At 62.1% G+C, this 16857-nt stretch carries 14 protein-coding genes, 1 pseudogene and 1 riboswitch; of the genes and pseudogenes, 5 read left to right on the forward strand and 10 right to left on the reverse strand.

All coding sequences use genetic code 11. The features are described 5' to 3' along the window. The 4 genes from L1069_RS15460 to L1069_RS15475 all read right to left on the reverse strand — a co-directional run bounded on the left by L1069_RS15460 (position 1) and on the right by L1069_RS15475 (position 4133). The gene (locus L1069_RS15460; RefSeq protein WP_237456256.1) at positions 1-762 is read right to left on the reverse strand and encodes an ABC transporter ATP-binding protein; all 762 of its coding nucleotides are present in this window, start codon (positions 760-762) and stop codon (positions 1-3) included. Beyond that, positions 759-1808, reverse strand: coding sequence for an iron chelate uptake ABC transporter family permease subunit (locus L1069_RS15465; RefSeq protein WP_237456257.1), 1050 nt, complete (start codon positions 1806-1808; stop codon positions 759-761). Before L1069_RS15465 ends, L1069_RS15460 begins: the two co-directional genes overlap by 4 nt. Continuing rightward, positions 1805-2815 carry an ABC transporter substrate-binding protein gene (locus L1069_RS15470; RefSeq protein WP_237456258.1) on the reverse strand — a complete coding sequence of 337 codons (1011 nt, stop codon included), beginning with the start codon at positions 2813-2815 and terminating at the stop codon, positions 1805-1807. The genes L1069_RS15465 and L1069_RS15470 overlap by 4 nt, the downstream gene beginning before the upstream one ends. 141 nt (positions 2816-2956) lie before the next feature. After that, positions 2957-3150: riboswitch (cobalamin riboswitch) on the reverse strand. A 203-nt stretch (positions 3151-3353) separates the two neighbouring features. Continuing rightward, positions 3354-4133: a DeoR/GlpR family DNA-binding transcription regulator gene (locus L1069_RS15475; RefSeq protein ID WP_129370127.1), complete on the reverse strand. Its 780-nt coding sequence runs from the start codon at positions 4131-4133 to the stop codon at positions 3354-3356. 183 nt (positions 4134-4316) lie between these two features. Between L1069_RS15475 and L1069_RS15480 the strand changes: the two genes are divergently transcribed. The 5 genes from L1069_RS15480 to L1069_RS15500 all read left to right on the forward strand — a co-directional run bounded on the left by L1069_RS15480 (position 4317) and on the right by L1069_RS15500 (position 11748). Further along, the gene (locus L1069_RS15480; protein WP_237456259.1) at positions 4317-5288 is read left to right on the forward strand and encodes an ABC transporter substrate-binding protein; all 972 of its coding nucleotides are present in this window, start codon (positions 4317-4319) and stop codon (positions 5286-5288) included. A gap of 106 nt (positions 5289-5394) precedes the next feature. Further along, complete coding sequence (locus L1069_RS15485; RefSeq protein WP_237456260.1) at positions 5395-6417, forward strand: betaine/proline/choline family ABC transporter ATP-binding protein; 1023 nt, start codon at positions 5395-5397, stop codon at positions 6415-6417. After that, on the forward strand, positions 6414-8408 hold the full coding sequence (locus L1069_RS15490; protein ID WP_237456261.1) for an ABC transporter permease subunit: 1995 nt from the start codon (positions 6414-6416) through the stop codon (positions 8406-8408). Before L1069_RS15485 ends, L1069_RS15490 begins: the two co-directional genes overlap by 4 nt. 2 nt (positions 8409-8410) lie before the next feature. Further along, positions 8411-9292 (forward strand): phosphotransferase, encoded by an 882-nt coding sequence (locus tag L1069_RS15495; protein WP_237456262.1) that lies wholly within the window; start codon positions 8411-8413, stop codon positions 9290-9292. An 8-nt stretch (positions 9293-9300) separates the two neighbouring features. After that, complete coding sequence (locus L1069_RS15500) at positions 9301-11748, forward strand: FAD-dependent oxidoreductase (RefSeq protein WP_237456263.1); 2448 nt, start codon at positions 9301-9303, stop codon at positions 11746-11748. A gap of 105 nt (positions 11749-11853) precedes the next feature. Here L1069_RS15500 and L1069_RS15505 read toward each other — a convergent pair whose 3' ends face one another. The 6 genes and pseudogenes from L1069_RS15505 to L1069_RS15530 form a co-directional block, all read right to left on the reverse strand. Further along, on the reverse strand, positions 11854-12903 hold the full coding sequence (locus tag L1069_RS15505; protein ID WP_237456264.1) for a permease: 1050 nt from the start codon (positions 12901-12903) through the stop codon (positions 11854-11856). Between the two features lie 54 nt (positions 12904-12957). Beyond that, positions 12958-13275 (reverse strand): metalloregulator ArsR/SmtB family transcription factor, encoded by a 318-nt coding sequence (locus tag L1069_RS15510; RefSeq protein ID WP_129370121.1) that lies wholly within the window; start codon positions 13273-13275, stop codon positions 12958-12960. A gap of 180 nt (positions 13276-13455) precedes the next feature. After that, positions 13456-14262 carry a methylthioacryloyl-CoA hydratase gene (gene dmdD / locus L1069_RS15515; RefSeq protein ID WP_237456265.1) on the reverse strand — a complete coding sequence of 269 codons (807 nt, stop codon included), beginning with the start codon at positions 14260-14262 and terminating at the stop codon, positions 13456-13458. A 56-nt stretch (positions 14263-14318) separates the two neighbouring features. Continuing rightward, the gene (locus L1069_RS15520; RefSeq protein ID WP_237456266.1) at positions 14319-16091 is read right to left on the reverse strand and encodes an acyl-CoA dehydrogenase; all 1773 of its coding nucleotides are present in this window, start codon (positions 16089-16091) and stop codon (positions 14319-14321) included. A gap of 220 nt (positions 16092-16311) precedes the next feature. Continuing rightward, a complete protein-coding gene (locus L1069_RS15525; RefSeq protein ID WP_164982701.1) occupies positions 16312-16458 on the reverse strand; it encodes a hypothetical protein in 147 nt (48 codons plus the stop codon). Then, positions 16458-16857, reverse strand: a pseudogene (locus tag L1069_RS15530) (hypothetical protein); the annotation flags it as partial. The pseudogene L1069_RS15530 and the gene L1069_RS15525, both read right to left, overlap by 1 nt.

The raw sequence follows: 16857 nt of genomic DNA on the forward strand, positions 1-16857 counted from the left end.
TCACGCCAGATGAAAGGACAGGAACGGTTCTGCCCCGTCTGCGTCACGGATCCAGCGGGCCTTGATCCCGAAAATTTCCGATACCGTATCCGGGTTCAGTGCTTTCTGCGGTGTGCCCAGCGCCACCAGGCGTCCGCCCGACAGCACCGCCACCCGGTCGCACATCAGCGCCTGATTCAGATCGTGCAGTGCCACGACGGTGGTCACCTTCAAGTTCCGGATGCAATTCAGGATCGACAGCTGGTGATGAATATCCAAGTGGTTTGTCGGCTCGTCCAGCAGCAGCAGTCCGGGCCGCTGCGCAAGTGCGCGGGCGATGTGCAGCCGCTGCCGTTCGCCGCCGGACAATGTGGCCCATTCGCGGCTGGAAAACCCCTCCATTTCCACCGTCTTCAGCGCGTTTTCCACATGCAGGCTGTCTTCGCTGCTCCAGGGTCTCAACGCTGACAGCCAGGGCGTCCGCCCCAGTTCCACCACCGACCGTGCGGTAATGCGCTCGGCGGTATCAGACTGCTGCTCAACAATCGCGGTCCGCTGGGCGACCTCTCTGCGCGTCAGCTGCGCCAAGGGTTTTTCCGCCAGCAGAACCTCGCCATGCGACGGGCGTGCCAATCCCGCCAGAAGCCGCATCAGCGTGGACTTCCCGGACCCGTTCGGACCGACCAGCGCCAGGGTCTCTCCCGGCTGAACCGTCAATGAGACATCAGACAGCAGCAGCTTGCCGCGGATGGAGTAAGACAGGCTGCGGGCTTCGATCTTCATCGCGCAGCCCTATTCCCGCGTACCAGGATCACCGCAAAGGACGGCGCCCCGATCAGGGCGGTGACAACGCCAATGGGCAGCACCTGGCCCGGAATGATGATGCGCGACACTATGTCGGCGCCAATCAGGAACACCGCGCCGGTCAGCGCCGCTGTCGGCATCAGCCTGCGGTGGCCGGGGCCAACCAGGAAGCGTGCCGCATGGGGAATGACCAGGCCGACAAAGCCGATGGAGCCAACGATGGACACCATCACCGCTGTGGTCAGCGCGGTGGCAAAGATCAGGATAACTTGCACCCGCCGCACCGGAATACCCAGCGAGGCCGCTGAATCGGTGCCAAAGGTAAAGGCATCCAGCGCCCGCGCATGGAACCGGCAGACGACCCAGCCCGCCAGCGCCAGCGGCACTGCCAGCCACACATCCGGCCAGCGCACCCCGCCCATATTGCCCATCAGCCAGAACATGATGCCGCGGGCCTGATCGGCGTTGGCGGACTTTGCGATGATAAAAGCAGTCAGCGCGTTGAACAGCTGCGAGCCTGCGATGCCCGCCAGCACGATCTGCGCTGCCGCAGCGCGGCTGCCGCCTGCTCCGGCGGCCCGGGCCAGAACAGCAACAAAGCCAAAGGCCAGCAGCGCGCCGTTAAAAGCGCCAAAGGACAACGACAGCGCACCGCCGCCAAGCCCTGCAATGGTCACCGCAACCGCCCCGGTCGAGGCGCCGGCGGAAATGCCCAGGATATAGGGATCCGCCAGCGCATTGCGCAGCAGGGCCTGCAGCACCACGCCCGCCACCGCCAGCGCCGCCCCGCAGGCCCCCGCCACCAGCGCCCGCGGCAGCCGGTAACTCCAGACAATGCCTTGATCTATCGGATCAACCGGCAGCCCTGCCCCGGCCAGTTTATTGGCCAGAACAGACAGGACAAGGTCAGGCGCAAGCGCGGTTTCCCCGATCATTGCGCCTGCCAGAACCGCTGCAACCAGCACCGGCAAGGCCAGGCACGCGCCCTTGACGCCCTGCCATGTGATTGCAGCGGCTGCACTCACTGGCTGGTGCCGATCACGCTGAGTTCAGCAGCCAGATCCTCCAGCGCCGGAATGGCACGGATGGTGGCATCCATCGCCTGGGCGTCCATCACAACGATGCGGTTGTTTTTGACTGCATCCATCTGGCTCGCCACCGGATCATTGCGCAGGAAGTCCAGCTTTTTCTCGAAGTCATCCGCGGCAAAGCGGCGGCGGTCCATACGGGCAATCACAATCACCGTCGGATTGGCCTTGGCGATGGTCTCCCAGCCGACCGTCGGCCATTCCTCGTCGGTCTCAATAACATTGCGCAGCCCCAGCTGCTGCATCATGTAGCCCGGCGCGCCCTTCTCGCCTGCCACAAACGGATCGCTTTCCATTTCCGGCGAAGAGAACCAGAACACAGCGGAAGCATCTTCCAGTGCGACCTTCTGCGCCTTGGCAACAGCTGCCGCCTCGCGGGCCTTATATTCGGCGACCAGCTCGGCGCCCTTATCGGCTTCGCCAAAGATCGCCGCCAGTTCCTCGATCCCCTGGTACAAGCTGCCGGTGGTGAACATCTGCGTGCGGGTGCCGTCGCCGCCGGTCGTGTTGTCCTTGCCGACGCAATCGGCGGGCATCACATAGGTCGGGATGCCCAGATCATGAAACTGCTCGCGCTTGGCAACAACACCTTCGGGGCCGACGTGCCATTCGTACTGCGCCGCCACCAGGCCGGGGCGTTTGGCCACGACGCTTTCAAAGCTCGGATCGTTGTCGGCCAGGCGTTCCACCTTGGCATTCAGGTCTGCGTATTCGGGCAGCACGTCATTGAACCAGACCGAGGTGCCCAGCACCTTATCGCCCAGCCCCAGCGCGTAAAGCACTTCGGTCGCCGCCTGGCCAACCGTCACCGAAGACGCTGCCGGCGCCTTGAATGTGACCGACTGGCCGCAGTTTTCAATGGTCAGCGGAAAGGTTTCGCTGGCCGCCGCAGCCTGTGCGGCAGCGATGAAGGAAAGGCCGATCAGGCCGGAACGCAAAAACATGATATTCGATCTCCATGTGTCAATGACCGGAGAACGGGTGAAAGGGCATTGACCGGTAAGGCTGAGGGTCTGCCCCCCGCTTGCGGCACCGGAAAACGGCGGCGCATCTTACCGGCAACCTCCCCGGACAACCCCGCCCGGTGTCTTTCGGTTTTCACCGGCAGGTCTCCTGACTGGCGGGTCAATGACTGTGCCGTCTTCCCGGACCGTTTTGGCCCAGTGACGTCATGGCACAGCTCTCGCCGCCTACAGTTGCGGGGGCAGTTCCGTTTGGCGCCGGCAGGCACCGCGGATTCCCTCTTAGCCCTTTCGGGACCGGTAAAGCGCGGGTAGCCCATCCCTTTCGCTGCGGCAAGAAAAAGTTACTTTGCAGCAGAAATTCTGCGAACCGGGCACAGCAGGCAGCCTATGGACGACGGTTTCCCAAGCCACGGCCAGATGGAAAATTCCAGCACAAGCTGCTCCAGGGATGGGACACCCATCGGCCGCAGCCGCAAAAGCGTGGCTGCAAACTGTCCTGAACCATATCGCAGCTCCGTTACTCGACCACGATCAGATCGGTATCCATCGCCTTGAGCATGTCCTTGACGGCCTGCGGCGGCTGCGCGTCCGTATAGAAGACTTCGAATTTGGTATCCTTGCCGACCGACACCGGCGCGCGCTTGTTGAACTTGTCATGATCGGCCACAACAATCCGGACCTGCGCATTGGCCGCCGCGACACGGGCCAGATTTGCCTCTTCGAGATCATGCAGCATGAAGCCCTGTTCGGCATTGATCGCCCCGGCCGAAAAAATGGCAAACTGCACGTTCAGCCGCCGCACCAGATCCAGCGCCTCGGCCCCGAAGGCACCGCCGTCATGCGGGCGCAGCTCGCCGCCCGCCAGAAACACCCGGTTGTTATTGCGCGAGGCAAGCGCATGGGCCACCAGCACGGAATTGGTCACCACAAAGAGGTTTGACCGCTGCCGCAGCTCCTGCGCCACATAAGCGGTGGTGGAACCGACGTCCAAAAAGACCGAATCCCCGTCGCTGATGGTCTTGGCCACCTCGATGGCCAGACGCTGCTTTTCTGAGGCGTGGGTATCCATCCGGTTTTGCAGCGGCAGCTCGTTCACATCTTCAATCAGATGCACCCCGCCGTGCACCTTGCGGACCGCTTGGGCATCCTCCAGCGTGCGGATGTTTCGCCGGATGGTTTCATTCGACACGCCCAGCCTGCCGGCCAGATAGCTGACCCGGCAGGACCCCCCCGCCTGCTGCAGCGCCCGCAGGATTTCCTCTTCACGCTGGTTGGTGGTCTTGCGGCTTTTGGTCATTGGGCCTCCTGTTGCGTTGCTACGTCAGAAAGCCACAAAAAACAACACATGAGCCGTTGATGCGGCGCTGACAGCCTCAAAACGCCTAATTTTTGAGGTTAATGTGGCTTATTGTGGTTTTTTATTGACTGACAGACACAACCGCCGCACCATCATAGCAGGCGACGCCAAGAATCGCACAAAATGCCACATATCAGGGAAGTCCTTATGCTGAGAAACTTCAACGCTTTGGGAGCCGTGGCGCTGACAGCCGCCGTTTCCGCTTCATCCGCCTGGGCCGCCGAGTCCTCCGACCCCATCAAACTGACCCTGCACGACTGGTCCGGCCAGTTGATCAACACCAAGATCATGGGCAGCATCCTGCAGGAAGCAGGATATAACGTCGAATATGTCCAGGCAGACTATATCGCACAGTTTGCCGGGCTGAAGACCGGCGATTTGCATCTGGCGATGGAAATCTGGGAAACCACCGGGCGCGAGGCGCTGGACGACGCAACCGCCTCGGGCAAAGTTGTCAATGCCGGCGAAACCGGGCTGATGGCGATCGAGGAATGGTGGTACCCCGCCTATATGAAAGACCGCTGCCCCGGCCTGCCCGACTGGCAGGCGCTGAAGGACTGCGCCGAGGAATTCGCAACGGCGGAAACCTCTCCCTACGGGCGCTATGTCGGCGGCCCGGTCACCTGGGGCGGTTTTGACGAAGAACGCGTCGAGGCGCTGGAGCTGGAATTTGAAGTGGTCCACGCGGGCACCGATGCTGCGCTGTTTGCCGAACTGGAATCCGCCTATCAGCGCCAGGACCCGATTGTCCTGTGGGTATATGTGCCGCATTGGGCTCCGGCCAAATACGACGGTGAATTCGTGGAATTCCCGCCCTATTCCGCGGAATGCTACGCCGATCCTGCGGCGGGGGTGAACCCGGATCTGGCCTATGACTGCGGCAAGCCGCGCGGCCCGATCTGGAAAGCCGCCTGGGCCGGGCTGCCGGAAAAATGGCCGGGCGCCTATGAGATCGTGCAGTCCTACCAGATTACCAACGAAGAGATGAGCGCCATGGTCGGCAAGGCAGACCTGGACGGCGTTGATATCGATACAGTGGTGTCGGATTGGATGGCCGCAAACAAGGACCGCTGGTCCGGCTGGGTCGGCAACTGATCTCACTCCCCGGGGCTGCTGCACGCTTTCAGGCGGCCCCGGCCTTTTCCCCTGCCCCGTCAATCAGCCCGGCCGCATTCCGCGGACCGGTTCAGGAACCGCATTGATGCCCCCCAAGACCAAACTTTCCTGCCGAAATATCTGGAAGCTTTACGGCGCCAATGCCGAGGCGTTTTTGAACGGCAACCCGTCCCCCAGCGGCGCTGAGATCCGCAAGGCGGGTATTATCGGCGCTGTGCGCGATGCCCGCATCGACATTGCCGAAGGCGAGATATTTATCATCATGGGGCTGTCCGGGTCCGGCAAATCCACTCTGGTGCGCTGCCTGTCGCGGCTGATCGAGCCGACCGGCGGCCAGGTGCTGTTTGACGGCGTGGATCTGCTGACCGCCAGCGCGCGCGAATTGATCGAAATCCGCCGCCATAAGATGGGCATGGTGTTCCAGCACTTTGCCCTGCTGCCGCATCTGACCGTATTGCAGAATGCGATGTTCCCGCTGACGGTTCAGGCCGTCCCCAAAGCCGAAGCGGAGGCCAAGGCCCGCGAGGTGGTGGAGCTGGTCGGTCTCAAGGGCCGCGAGGATTACTACCCGCGCGAGCTGTCCGGCGGCCAGCAGCAGCGCGTCGGCATTGCCCGCTCGCTGGTGACAGAGCCTGATCTGTGGTTCCTCGACGAACCGTTCTCAGCGCTGGATCCGCTGATCCGCCGCGAGATGCAGGACGAATTCCTGCGCCTTCAAGCCCGCTTGCACAAGACCATCGTCTTTATCACCCACGACTTTGAGGAAGCGGTGCGTCTGGCCGACCGGATCGCCATCATGAAGGACGGCGAAATCATCCAGATTGCCACGCCCGAGGAACTGGTGCTGAACCCGGCCACAGATTATGTCGCTGAATTCACCCGCCATATCCCGCGCTCCAAGGTGCTGACAGTGGGCGGCATCATGACCCCCGGCACCGGCGGCGAAGGCACCCCGGTACTGCAATCTGCGCGGGTGTCGGAGGTGGCCGAGCAGATTATCGCAGCGGACGCGCCGCGCCCCGTAAGTGACAGCAGCGGCCGGATCGTCGGCAGTATCGGCCGCCAGGCCGTTGCCCGGGTGCTGTTTGGAACAGGGGACGCAGCATGAAGCCGCGCCTGCCGGCACAAGCCGCCGCCGCCTGGGGGCTGGTCCTGGCCACGATCCTGCTGGGCTGGTTCGGCCGCGACCTGGCCAAGGCGCTGGATGCGCGCTGGCTGGTCAAATGGCCCTCAGGATGGGTGATCCCGTTCAAAACCCATATCTCCGCAGGCATGACCTGGCTGGTCGAAGACGCGGCCATCGGCCCGGTGTCCTTCACCGATGCCACCCGCGCCCTCGCCTGGCTGATCGAACAACCCTATGAGCTGATGCTGAGCCTGCTTGCGCATGGCTTTCTATTGGGTTCCGGCCCGGATCAGCAGATCCTGCTGCCTGCCATCAGCTGGATTGCCGTCACCGCCGCAGCGGTCGCGCTGGGGCATTACTGCCGCAACTGGGGGCTGGCGGCGCTGGTCGGGGCCTGTTTTGCCTACCTTGCCGTATTCGGGCAGTGGGACAGTGCCATGGTGACGCTGGCCTCGGTGGTCATCGCGGTTCCGATCGGTGCGGCCGGCGGGCTGCTGGCGGGCATTTGGGCTTACCGTCATCCGCTGGGCGAACGCATCCTCTCCCCTGTGCTGGACTTGATGCAGACCATTCCGATCTTCGCCTATCTGGTGCCGATCCTGTTCATGTTCGGCTTTGGCCCGGTTTCGGCGCTGGTTGCCACCATCATCTATGCCACCCCGCCGATGATCCGCATCACCATCATGGCGCTGAAGGCGGTGGACCCGGAGATCCTCGACTTCGGCCGCATGGCGGGCACCACCCAGCGCCAACTGATGTGGCGGGTGCTGGTGCCCTCGGCCAGCCAAAGCCTGATGGTGGGCGTCAATCAGGTCATCATGCTGTCGCTGAACATGGTGATCATCGCCTCGATGATCGGCGCGGGCGGGCTTGGTTTTGACGTGCTGGCCGCGCTGCGCCGGCTCGACATCGGCGCCGGGTTCGAGGCAGGAATTGCCATCGTGGTGCTGGCCATCGCCGTGGACCGGCTGAGCCAGGCACTGGCAGAGCGCATGGGCCAGGTTCACCACACGCCGCCCGGATCCTTTGCCACCCGGCACAAACGCACGGTGCTGGTGCTGTCCCTGCTGGCCGTCACCTGGGTTCTTGGCCGCTTCTCGCCGTTGCTGCTGGACTATCCGGCCGGCCAGACCATCACCACCGGCGACTTCTGGAACGATGCCGTCAAATACCTGAATGTGAATTACTTCGACGCGTTTGAGGCCGTGAAGGTTTTCTTCCTCCACTGGTTCATGCTGCCGATCAAGAAAACCCTGCTGGGCCTTCCCTGGCCCTGGGCCATCGCCATGCTGACGCTGCTCGGCTGGCGTGCGGGCGGCGTCGGGCTGGCACTGCTGTGCGGCGGGCTATCGCTGCTGATTGTGGTCAGCGGCCTGTGGGCCAAGGCGATGGTCACAGTCTATCTCTGCGGTGCCTCGGTTATCCTGGCAACACTGATCGGTGTGCCGCTGGGAGTGCTGGCGGCGCTCAACCGGCGCGCAGGAATCGCCATCAACCTGCTGATCGACACGCTGCAGACTCTGCCCAGCTTTGTTTACCTGATCCCGGTGGTGATGCTGTTCCGGGTCGGCGACTTTACCGCCCTGATTGCCATTGTGCTGTATGCGCTGGCACCGGCAGTCCGCTATGCGGCTCATGGCGTGCGCAGCGTCAGCGGCGAGCTGATCGAGGCAGGGCAGGTCTCGGGCTGCACCAAATGGCAGCTTCTGCGCCTGGTGCGCCTGCCTTTGGCGCTGCCGGAGATCCTGCTGGGCATCAATCAGACCATTATGCTGGCGCTGTCGATGCTAGTGATCACCGCGCTGGTGGGCACCCGCGACCTGGGCCAGGAGGTGTATATTGCGCTGACCAAGGCCGACACCGGCCGCGGCCTGGTGGCAGGTCTTGCCATCGCCTTTATCGCCATCATCGCCGACCGGCTGGTCAATGCCGGTGCCCGCGGCGCCCGCATCCGCTTTGGACTGGAGAGCTGAGCATGAGCCAATCCGATCTGCTGAACCGCATCCGTGCCCTGCCGATCTGGCAGGGCGGGATAGACATCAAACCGCTTGACGGCGGTATCACCAATGTGAATTGCCTGGTCCAGGACAGTGCTGGCAAATACGTGGTGCGCGCGGGTGATGACATTCCCCTGCACCAGGTGATGCGCTTTAATGAACTGGCGGCCAGCCGTGCAGCCCATGCCGCCGGCCTGTCGCCTGCGGTTGTTCACACCCAAGACGGCCTGACAGTGCTGGAGTTCATCGAAAGCCGCACCCTGACCGAAGCGGACGTGCGCGACCCCGCGATGCTGCCGCGGGTGCTGGAGCTGGTGAAATCCTGCCACCGCGATGTGCCCCGGCACCTGCGCGGCCCCGCATTGGTGTTCTGGGTTTTCCATGTGATCCGCGACTATGCGGCGACCTTGCAGGAGCAGAACAGCCCGCATACACCGCTGACCAATGAGCTGGCCGGCATCGGCAACAGTCTGGAACAGGCCGCCGGCCCCTTTGACATTGTCTTTGGCCATAACGACCTGCTGTGCGGCAATTTCCTGGATGACGGAGAGCGGCTCTGGCTGATCGACTACGACTATGCCGGCTTCAACTCGCCGCTGTTCGATCTGGGCGGGCTGGCCTCCAACAACGGATTGACGCAGCAGCAGGAGCAATGGCTGCTCGAAACCTATTTCGAAGCACCGGTGAAGGATGAGCTGCTGCACCGCTATGGCGCGATGAAATGCGCCTCGCTGCTGCGCGAAACCATGTGGAGCATGGTCTCGGAAATCACTTCCGACATCGACTTTGACTATGCGGCTTACACCGCCGGGAACCTCACGCGCCTGCGCGCCGCACTTGACGACTTTCAAAACACCTGAGGACTGACATGACCGAACTCCCCTCAACTGCCAAGGCAGTCATCATCGGCGGCGGCATCATCGGCTGCTCGACAGCCTATCACCTGGCCAAACTGGGCTGGACGGATACCGTTCTGCTGGAGCGGAAAAAGCTGACCTCGGGCACCACCTTCCACGCCGCCGGGCTGGTCGGGCAGCTTCGATCAAACGCCAATATCACCCAGCTGCTGGGCTATTCGGTCGATTTGTATAACAAGATCGAGCAGGAAACCGGCCTGGGCACCGGCTGGAAGATGAACGGCGGGTTGCGTCTGGCCTGCAACGAAGAACGCTGGACCGAAGTCAAACGCCAGGCCACCACCGCGCATTCCTTTGGTCTGGAGATGGAGCTGCTGACCCCCAAGGAGGCGCTGGATCTGTGGCCGCTGATGGATATCTCCGACGTGATCGGTGCCGCCTTTATGCCTACCGACGGCCAGGCCAACCCGTCCGACATCACCCAGGCGCTGGCCAAGGGCGCGCGGATGGCCGGGGCGAAGATATTTGAGGACACCAAGGTCACCGATATCGAGATCAAGGACGGAAAGATCCGTGCCGTGATCACCGAACATGGCCGGATTGAGTGTGAAAAGGTGATCTGCTGCGCCGGCCAGTGGACCCGCAACTTTGCCAAACGGTTTGGTGTCAACGTGCCGCTGGTGCCGATGGAGCACCAGTATATGGTGACAGAGCCGTTCGAGGGTGTGCCATCCAACCTGCCCACCCTGCGCGACCCCGACCGGCTGACCTATTACAAGGAAGAAGTCGGCGGGCTGGTGATGGGCGGCTATGAGCCGAACCCGATCCCCTGGGCCCAGGAGGGCATCCCCCAGGGCTTCCACTACACGCTGCTGGACAGCAATTTCGACCATTTTGAACAGCTGATGGAACAGGCGCTTGGCCGGGTCCCGGCGCTGGAGCATGCCGGTATCAAGACCCTGACCAACGGACCCGAAAGTTTTACCCCGGACGGCAACTTCATCATCGGCGAGGCGCCGGAGCTGCAGAACTTCTTTGTCGGCGCGGGTTTCAATGCATTTGGCATCGCCGCAGGCGGCGGCGCCGGCATGGCGCTGGCTGAATGGGTGAAAAACGGCGCCCCGCCGTTTGACCTGTGGTCCGCCGATATCCGCCGCTTTGGCCGCCCGCATTTCGACACCGACTGGGTCCGCACCCGCACTGTCGAGGCCTATGGCAAGCATTACACCATGGCCTGGCCGCATGAGGAACACGACTCCGGGCGCCCCTGCCGCAAGTCACCGCTTTATGACACGCTCAAACGCCAGGGTGCCTGCTTCGGCGAAAAACTCGGCTGGGAACGCCCCAACTGGTTTGCCGATACCGCCAGGGGTGAAACGCCCCAGGATGTCTACAGCTTTGGCCGTCAGAACTGGTTCGAGGCGGCGGGGCGCGAGCACAAGGCCGCCCGCGAAGCCGCGGTGCTGTTCGACCAGACATCATTCGCCAAATTCGCGTTGAAAGGCCCGGATGCGCTTGCCGCGATGAACTGGATCTGCGCCAATGACGTGAACAAGCCGGTGGGATCGCTGATCTACACCCAGTTGCTGAATGACAAAGGCGGCATCGAATGCGATCTGACCGTGGGCCGCGTGACGCATGACGAATTCTACATTGTCACCGGCACCGGCTATGCCACCCATGATTTCGACTGGATCCGCCGTAACATCCCCGATGGCCTGAACTGCCAGCTGTTCGACATCACCTCCTCCAATGCGGTGCTGTCGCTGATGGGGCCGAAGGCGCGCGATATCCTGTCCGCCGTCACCCGCGACGATGTTTCGAACGAGGGCTTCAAGTTCGGCACTATCCGAACCATCGGCATTGCGGGCTGCCCGGTTCAGGCGCTGCGCGTCACTTACGTGGGCGAATTGGGCTGGGAGCTGCACCTGCCGGTGGAATACGCCCAGACCGTCTATACCGCGCTGATGCGGGCCGGGCATCCGCACGGGCTTATCAACGCAGGCTACCGCGCCATTGAATCCTTGCGCCTGGAAAAAGGCTACCGCGCATGGGGGGCCGACATCGGGCCGGACCACACCCCGTTCGAGGCCGGGCTTGGCTGGGCGGTAAAGCTGAAGCAGGACATGCCCTTCAAGGGCCGCGCCGCCGCCCAAGCGCAGAAAGCCAAGGGTGTGAAAAAGATGCTCGCCTGCTTCACCACCGATCCCGGTGTGGTGCTCCTTGGCCGCGAAACCATCTATCGCAATGGCCAGCGCGCCGGCTGGCTCAGCTCGGGCGGCTATGGCTACACTGTGGGGCAATCCATTGGCTACGGCTATATCCGCAACTCAGATGGCGTTGATGCAGAATATGTGCTGAGCGGCGACTACGAGCTGGAAGTCGCCGCTGGGAGGGTGCCCTGCAAGGTTCAGCTCAGCCCGCTGTATGATCCCGGAATGAACAAGGTAAAGGCCTGATGCGGCAAGTTCGGGAGAGGCAATACCTCTGGTTTACGGCCTCTCTCGTGTGCACTTGGGACTGGCCGGATGCCTCAGGGCACTGGCACATCCCGGCTGGCAAGGTCAGACCGCGTGCCAGAGCTGGAACAGCAGCCCCGCGGAAAAGGCTCCGCTGAGCGATAGGCCAAGGTACAGCGCAAAAACCTGCGGACGTGCCAGCGCCCATACCGCCATCGCTGCGGGGATCGAGGTCACGCCGCCGGCCACCAGAAAGGCAAGGCCTGCCCCCGGCGCCATGCCCTGTTCAATCAGCCCGCCGACCAGCGGCAGCGCCGCATAACCGTTCAGATAGGCAGGGACACCAACCAGCGTTGCTGTAATGATCGGCAGCAGCCCTTCGCCGCCCAGGGCGGAGGTCACTGTTTCCGCCGGGATCCAGGCCAGCATCAGGCTTTCCAGAATAAAGGCCAGCAGCAACCATTTGGCCAGGAACAACGTCGTGGACCATGCAGTTGCGGTAAATTTTGCCCGGCGCTCTGGCTCGGTCCAGAATGTCCAGACCACCGGCTTGGGCGCGCGCAGTTTTGCTCCGCCGCAGCCGCCGTTTCCGACACCGTCACGCAACGCATCCTTCAAGGCGCCGCTCTGGTTCAGCAAATGGACAACCAGGCCGCCAAAAAGGCCAAGCCCCACTGCGGCTGCGGTTTTGGCCATCGCGAATTCAACACCCAAAACTCCGGCGGTCAGAAAGAACATCGAGGGATCCATGATCGGCGACGCCAGCCAGAACGCCATGACGGCGGACAACGGCACCCCCATCGACAACAGCGCGGCGATGAGCGGGATCACCCCGCAAGAGCAGAACGGTGACAACCCGCCCGCCAGTGCGCCGAGCGCAATCATCAGAAGCGGTTTGCCGGTAAAAGCCTTGGCCACCAGATTGTCTGCACCGGTGGCGCCTGCCCAGGCCGCGATGGCAATGGAAAACAACAGATAGGGTGCCGTATGCGCCAGCGCCGCCCCGGCAAAAACAGCACTGCCGACGGATTGCGCCGGATCAAAAATGGCCAGCAGCAGCAGAATTGCGGCAGAGGCGAACCAGACCCGCTGCTCTAGGAAGAACCGCCAGAGGGATACACCTGGTCTTGGAGGAACGTTTGTTGCGTTTGTCATTTCTAAATCACCGGATTTATAGTTTTTTAAAGCCGAAAAAGAAAGCTTATCACTTCATGCGCTCTCCTTCTTGGAGGCCAGGGCCACACCTGTACAGCATTCGGATGTCAGGAAATTCACCACGCCAAGCATGACGGGGTAATCTACCCGGTTGAAAACCTCACGCCCGCGCTTATCCTGCACAACCAGCCTGGCATCCACCAATGCCGACAGATGATGCGCCAGCGTGGAGGGCGCCAAACCCAGATGTTCGGCAATTTCGCCAACCCGCAGCCCACCCTCGCCTGCTTTGACCAGCAGGCGGAAGATGGCCAGACGGGCATCGTGGCCAAGGGCAGCAAGAGCGCGGGCGTTGTGGCTTGATATTGTCATGATGCCAAAATAACCACAAAACCGGTTATGTCAAGATGCGGGCCGATCGAAGCACCAAGTGTATCTTGCACGCGCCCCCCGCACCAAGTGTGAACAGCCCCCCTGCCCGCCGTTACCGGCCGCTATCCAACAGCATCAGGCCATGTGCAAAGCCACGGCCTGACGGCTGGTTTACGCGGCCTAGCTGTTGGGCCGCACCCGCGCGGCGGTTTTGTTGGCAAAGGCCTCCAGCCGTTCGCGCGCTGCGGGCTGCGTGTTCACAACGCCGGCCACGACAGCCTCGGCATAGGCCGCATCCATGCCCGACATGTTGTTCAAATGGCTGATCGCCGAACAGATGGCATAGTTGGTCAGCGGCAGGTTTTGCGCGACCTTATCGGCAAGCTCGACCGCCTTGTCGAAGCTGGACCCTTCGGTGATGTATTGCGCCAGTCCCAGATCGACCGCTTCCTGCCCCTGATACACCCGGCCCGTCAGGATCATGTCGATCATCCGGTATTTGCCGATCATGTCGGACACCCGGATGGTGGCGCCGCCGCCGGTAAAAATGCCGCGCTGGCCTTCAGGAAGCGCAAAATAAGTGGTCTGATCCATCACCCGGACATGGGCCGCGCTGGCCAGTTCCAGCCCGCCGCCGACAACCGCCCCCTGAAGGGCGGCAATGATCGGCACCCCGCCGTATTCCATCTTGTTGAAGGCCTCGTGCCAGCGCAGGCAGACATGCATGAAGTCATCCGGGCTGCGGTCTTCCTTCCAGTGTTCCACCAGATCCAGACCGGCGCAAAAATGGTCGCCCGCGCCTGCCAGCACCACTGCCTTTACGCCATTGCGATGCGCACCGCTGAAAAAGCAAATGAGTTCCTCAATCGTGGCAGCATCCAGCGCATTTCGCTTGGACGGCCGGTTGAGCGAGACAATAATGACACCATTGTCCCGCTGCTCAATAGCGAGCTTTTCATAGGTTTGCGAACTGGCTGCTTGCGACATTGTTCTGACCTTTTCGTTACTGTCCGGCCCCTGTCCAGGCCGGGAATTTTCATTGTTCAGATTTCGAAACCGGCATCGAACAGGCTATTGCTGCCGTCGATGATCCGGGCGCTTTCGGTTCCGCATTCCACAAGAATATGCTGTGCATAAAACACTGCGGTGGCAATTTTCTGCGTCATGAACGCTGTGCCTTCGCCCTGTTCCAGCTTGGCTTCAGCAGCCAGGACCGACCTGCCCAGCTGCCAGCCCGAGGCAAGATTGCCTGCCAGCATCAGAAAAGGAACACCGCCGGCGTAAGCCGCATTGGGGTCGTTGGGCGCGGTCTCCAGAAGCCAGGCAAGGCTGGCCTCAAACGCGCCGCGCGCCTGCCCCAACCGGTCTGCAACCAGCTGCGCCTTGGCGCTGCCCTTGCGCAAGTCTGCCTCAACCGACAGGATCATGCCGCCAAAGCGGCGGGCGGTCTTACCGCCGTCCCGCAGCACTTTGCGGCCCAGCAGATCATTGGCCTGGATCGCCGTCGTGCCCTCGTAGATCGGCAGAATCCTGGCATCCCGGTAAAATTGCGCAACCCCGGTTTCTTCGATGAACCCCATGCCGCCATGAACCTGCAGACCCATTGAGGTGACCTCCACGGACCGTTCCGTGCAGTACCCCTTGACCAGCGGCACCAGAAATTCGGCCATCTCCGACGCCTCGCCAGCCTGTTCGGCCTCGGCGTGCTGCGCCAGGTCCAGCCATCCTGCAGTGGCCATCGCCAAAGCCCGCCCGCCTTCGGTCAAGGCCCGCATCCGCAGCAGCAACCGTCGCACATCCGGATGCTGAAGGATCGGCACAGCCTCCTTGGAGCTGCCGTCAACCGGGCGGCTCTGCACCCGCTCCTGCGCATAGCGCAAGGCGTGCTGATACGCCCGTTCGGACACGGCAACCCCCTGCACGCCCACAGAAAACCGGGCGGCCCGCATCATCACGAACATATATTCAAGGCCCCGGTTCTCCTCTCCCACCAGGAAACCGGTGGCGCCTTCAAATTGCAGAACCGCGGTCGGGCTCGCCCTGACGCCCAATTTATGCTCAATACCGACACATTGGACGGTATTGCGCCGGCCAAGCGATCCGTCTTCTTGGACCAGGAATTTCGGCACAATGAACAGGCTCAGCCCCTTTGGGCCGGCCGGGGCATCAGGAGTTCTCGCCAAAACTAGATGAACGATGTTTTCGGTCAGGCTGTGCGCGCCATAGGTGATGAAAATCTTTGTTCCGCTGATCGAATACGCACCATCCGCACCGGGTTCCGCCTTGCACCGTACGCGCCCCAGATCACTGCCCGCCTGGGGTTCTGTCAGGTTCATGGTGCCGGACCACCGGCCGGAAATCATCGGCTCGAGGTATCGCTTTTTCTGCGCGCCGGAGCCGGTAAGCAACAGCGCCTCAACCGCCCCGTCGGTCAAAAGCGGGCAAAGCCCGAAACTCATATCCGCTGCGTTCAATATCTCCGTCGCGGCGGCCCCTGCGGCCCGCGGCAGCCCCATCCCGCCAAACTCCTCCGGGTGCGGCAGGCTTTGCCAGCCCATTCCGGCGTATTGCGCATATGCCTGCGGGTATGGCTCGGGCATCACGACATTTTCACCGTCGAACCGCGCACCGGTGTCGTCCCCGGTGCCCGAAAGCGGAGCAATTACGTCCGAGCAAAAGCGCCCGAACCCTTCCAGCGCAGCCTGGATATCCCCGGTTTCGATCCCGGAATAAGCCGCCAGAGATGCAACCTCGGGCCAGTCAGACAAATGCTCGATATTGAACATGATATCGCGAACCGGCGCCTGATAGGTCATTTTGCTGCTCCGAATTTGGGTTCCTTCACGCCAACTACGTGTTGTTTGACAACGGTTCCACGTCCATATGGGACAAAATCCTATCCAAAAGTGACATCTGGCACTGGCAAACAATGAAATGACCGGTTCGGACGCCATTAGGGTTAAAACCCATTGGTTATCACGCTTGATCGTATTCCGGAGGCGATTTTATCCGGCTGATGCTCTGTCCGGATCCGGATCAGCTCCACACCGTTGCGCAAAACTTCCAGGGCTCGCCGATCGTCGAGATTGAGGTGGTAGAGTTTGCCGATGGGTCCAGCACGTTCACAACCGGCTTGAACGCCGCCTGCGCGGCTGCATTGTTATAGTCGTAGGACAGCTTCATCAGACCTGCTCCCTTTTGAAGACCTGGGATTTCGGGGAAATGCGCTCGTGGCTGACGAGCTGGAGATGGCGGGACCGGATCAGCCGGATCAGCGCCCGGAAGCCCAGGGCGCCGCAGCCGGTGCGGTCCTTGAGAGCCTCCAGCGTCTCGATACCCTGCATGTCCTGAACAGCTTTTCGCGCCGCTTCATCGGCCTCCGGATCCTCCTTGCGAACGGAATGAAGCGGTCCGGTATTGAACAGCACGACGGGGTCCAGGTGCTCGTCCGTCCGCAGGCGGGCATCGGCAACGAAGCCTGCTTTCCGCGCTGGATCCGAGATTCGGCACATCTCCTTGAAGAACGCGTCGCTCACGCCGTACGTAGGCCGCACGGAATAGGCGATAATGGCTCCATCGGAC

It is taken from the genome of Leisingera sp. MMG026 (assembly GCF_021654205.1).
In the GTDB taxonomy this organism is placed as follows: Bacteria; Pseudomonadota; Alphaproteobacteria; order Rhodobacterales; family Rhodobacteraceae; genus Leisingera.

What these genes read in the sequence shown, in the direction of transcription:
- L1069_RS15480 (WP_237456259.1), top strand. Translation starts at nt 4,317, where the DNA reads ATGCCACATATCAGGGAAGTCCTTATGCTGAGAAACTTCAACGCTTTG.
- L1069_RS15475 (WP_129370127.1), bottom strand. Translation starts at nt 4,133, where the DNA reads ATGACCAAAAGCCGCAAGACCACCAACCAGCGTGAAGAGGAAATCCTG.
- L1069_RS15470 (WP_237456258.1), bottom strand. Translation starts at nt 2,815, where the DNA reads ATGTTTTTGCGTTCCGGCCTGATCGGCCTTTCCTTCATCGCTGCCGCA.
- L1069_RS15510 (WP_129370121.1), bottom strand. Translation starts at nt 13,275, where the DNA reads ATGACAATATCAAGCCACAACGCCCGCGCTCTTGCTGCCCTTGGCCAC.
- L1069_RS15495 (WP_237456262.1), top strand. Translation starts at nt 8,411, where the DNA reads ATGAGCCAATCCGATCTGCTGAACCGCATCCGTGCCCTGCCGATCTGG.
- L1069_RS15460 (WP_237456256.1), bottom strand. Translation starts at nt 762, where the DNA reads ATGAAGATCGAAGCCCGCAGCCTGTCTTACTCCATCCGCGGCAAGCTG.
- L1069_RS15490 (WP_237456261.1), top strand. Translation starts at nt 6,414, where the DNA reads ATGAAGCCGCGCCTGCCGGCACAAGCCGCCGCCGCCTGGGGGCTGGTC.
- L1069_RS15500 (WP_237456263.1), top strand. Translation starts at nt 9,301, where the DNA reads ATGACCGAACTCCCCTCAACTGCCAAGGCAGTCATCATCGGCGGCGGC.
- L1069_RS15505 (WP_237456264.1), bottom strand. Translation starts at nt 12,903, where the DNA reads ATGACAAACGCAACAAACGTTCCTCCAAGACCAGGTGTATCCCTCTGG.
- L1069_RS15525 (WP_164982701.1), bottom strand. Translation starts at nt 16,458, where the DNA reads ATGAAGCTGTCCTACGACTATAACAATGCAGCCGCGCAGGCGGCGTTC.
- L1069_RS15485 (WP_237456260.1), top strand. Translation starts at nt 5,395, where the DNA reads ATGCCCCCCAAGACCAAACTTTCCTGCCGAAATATCTGGAAGCTTTAC.
- dmdD (WP_237456265.1), bottom strand. Translation starts at nt 14,262, where the DNA reads ATGTCGCAAGCAGCCAGTTCGCAAACCTATGAAAAGCTCGCTATTGAG.
- L1069_RS15520 (WP_237456266.1), bottom strand. Translation starts at nt 16,091, where the DNA reads ATGACCTATCAGGCGCCGGTTCGCGATATCATGTTCAATATCGAGCAT.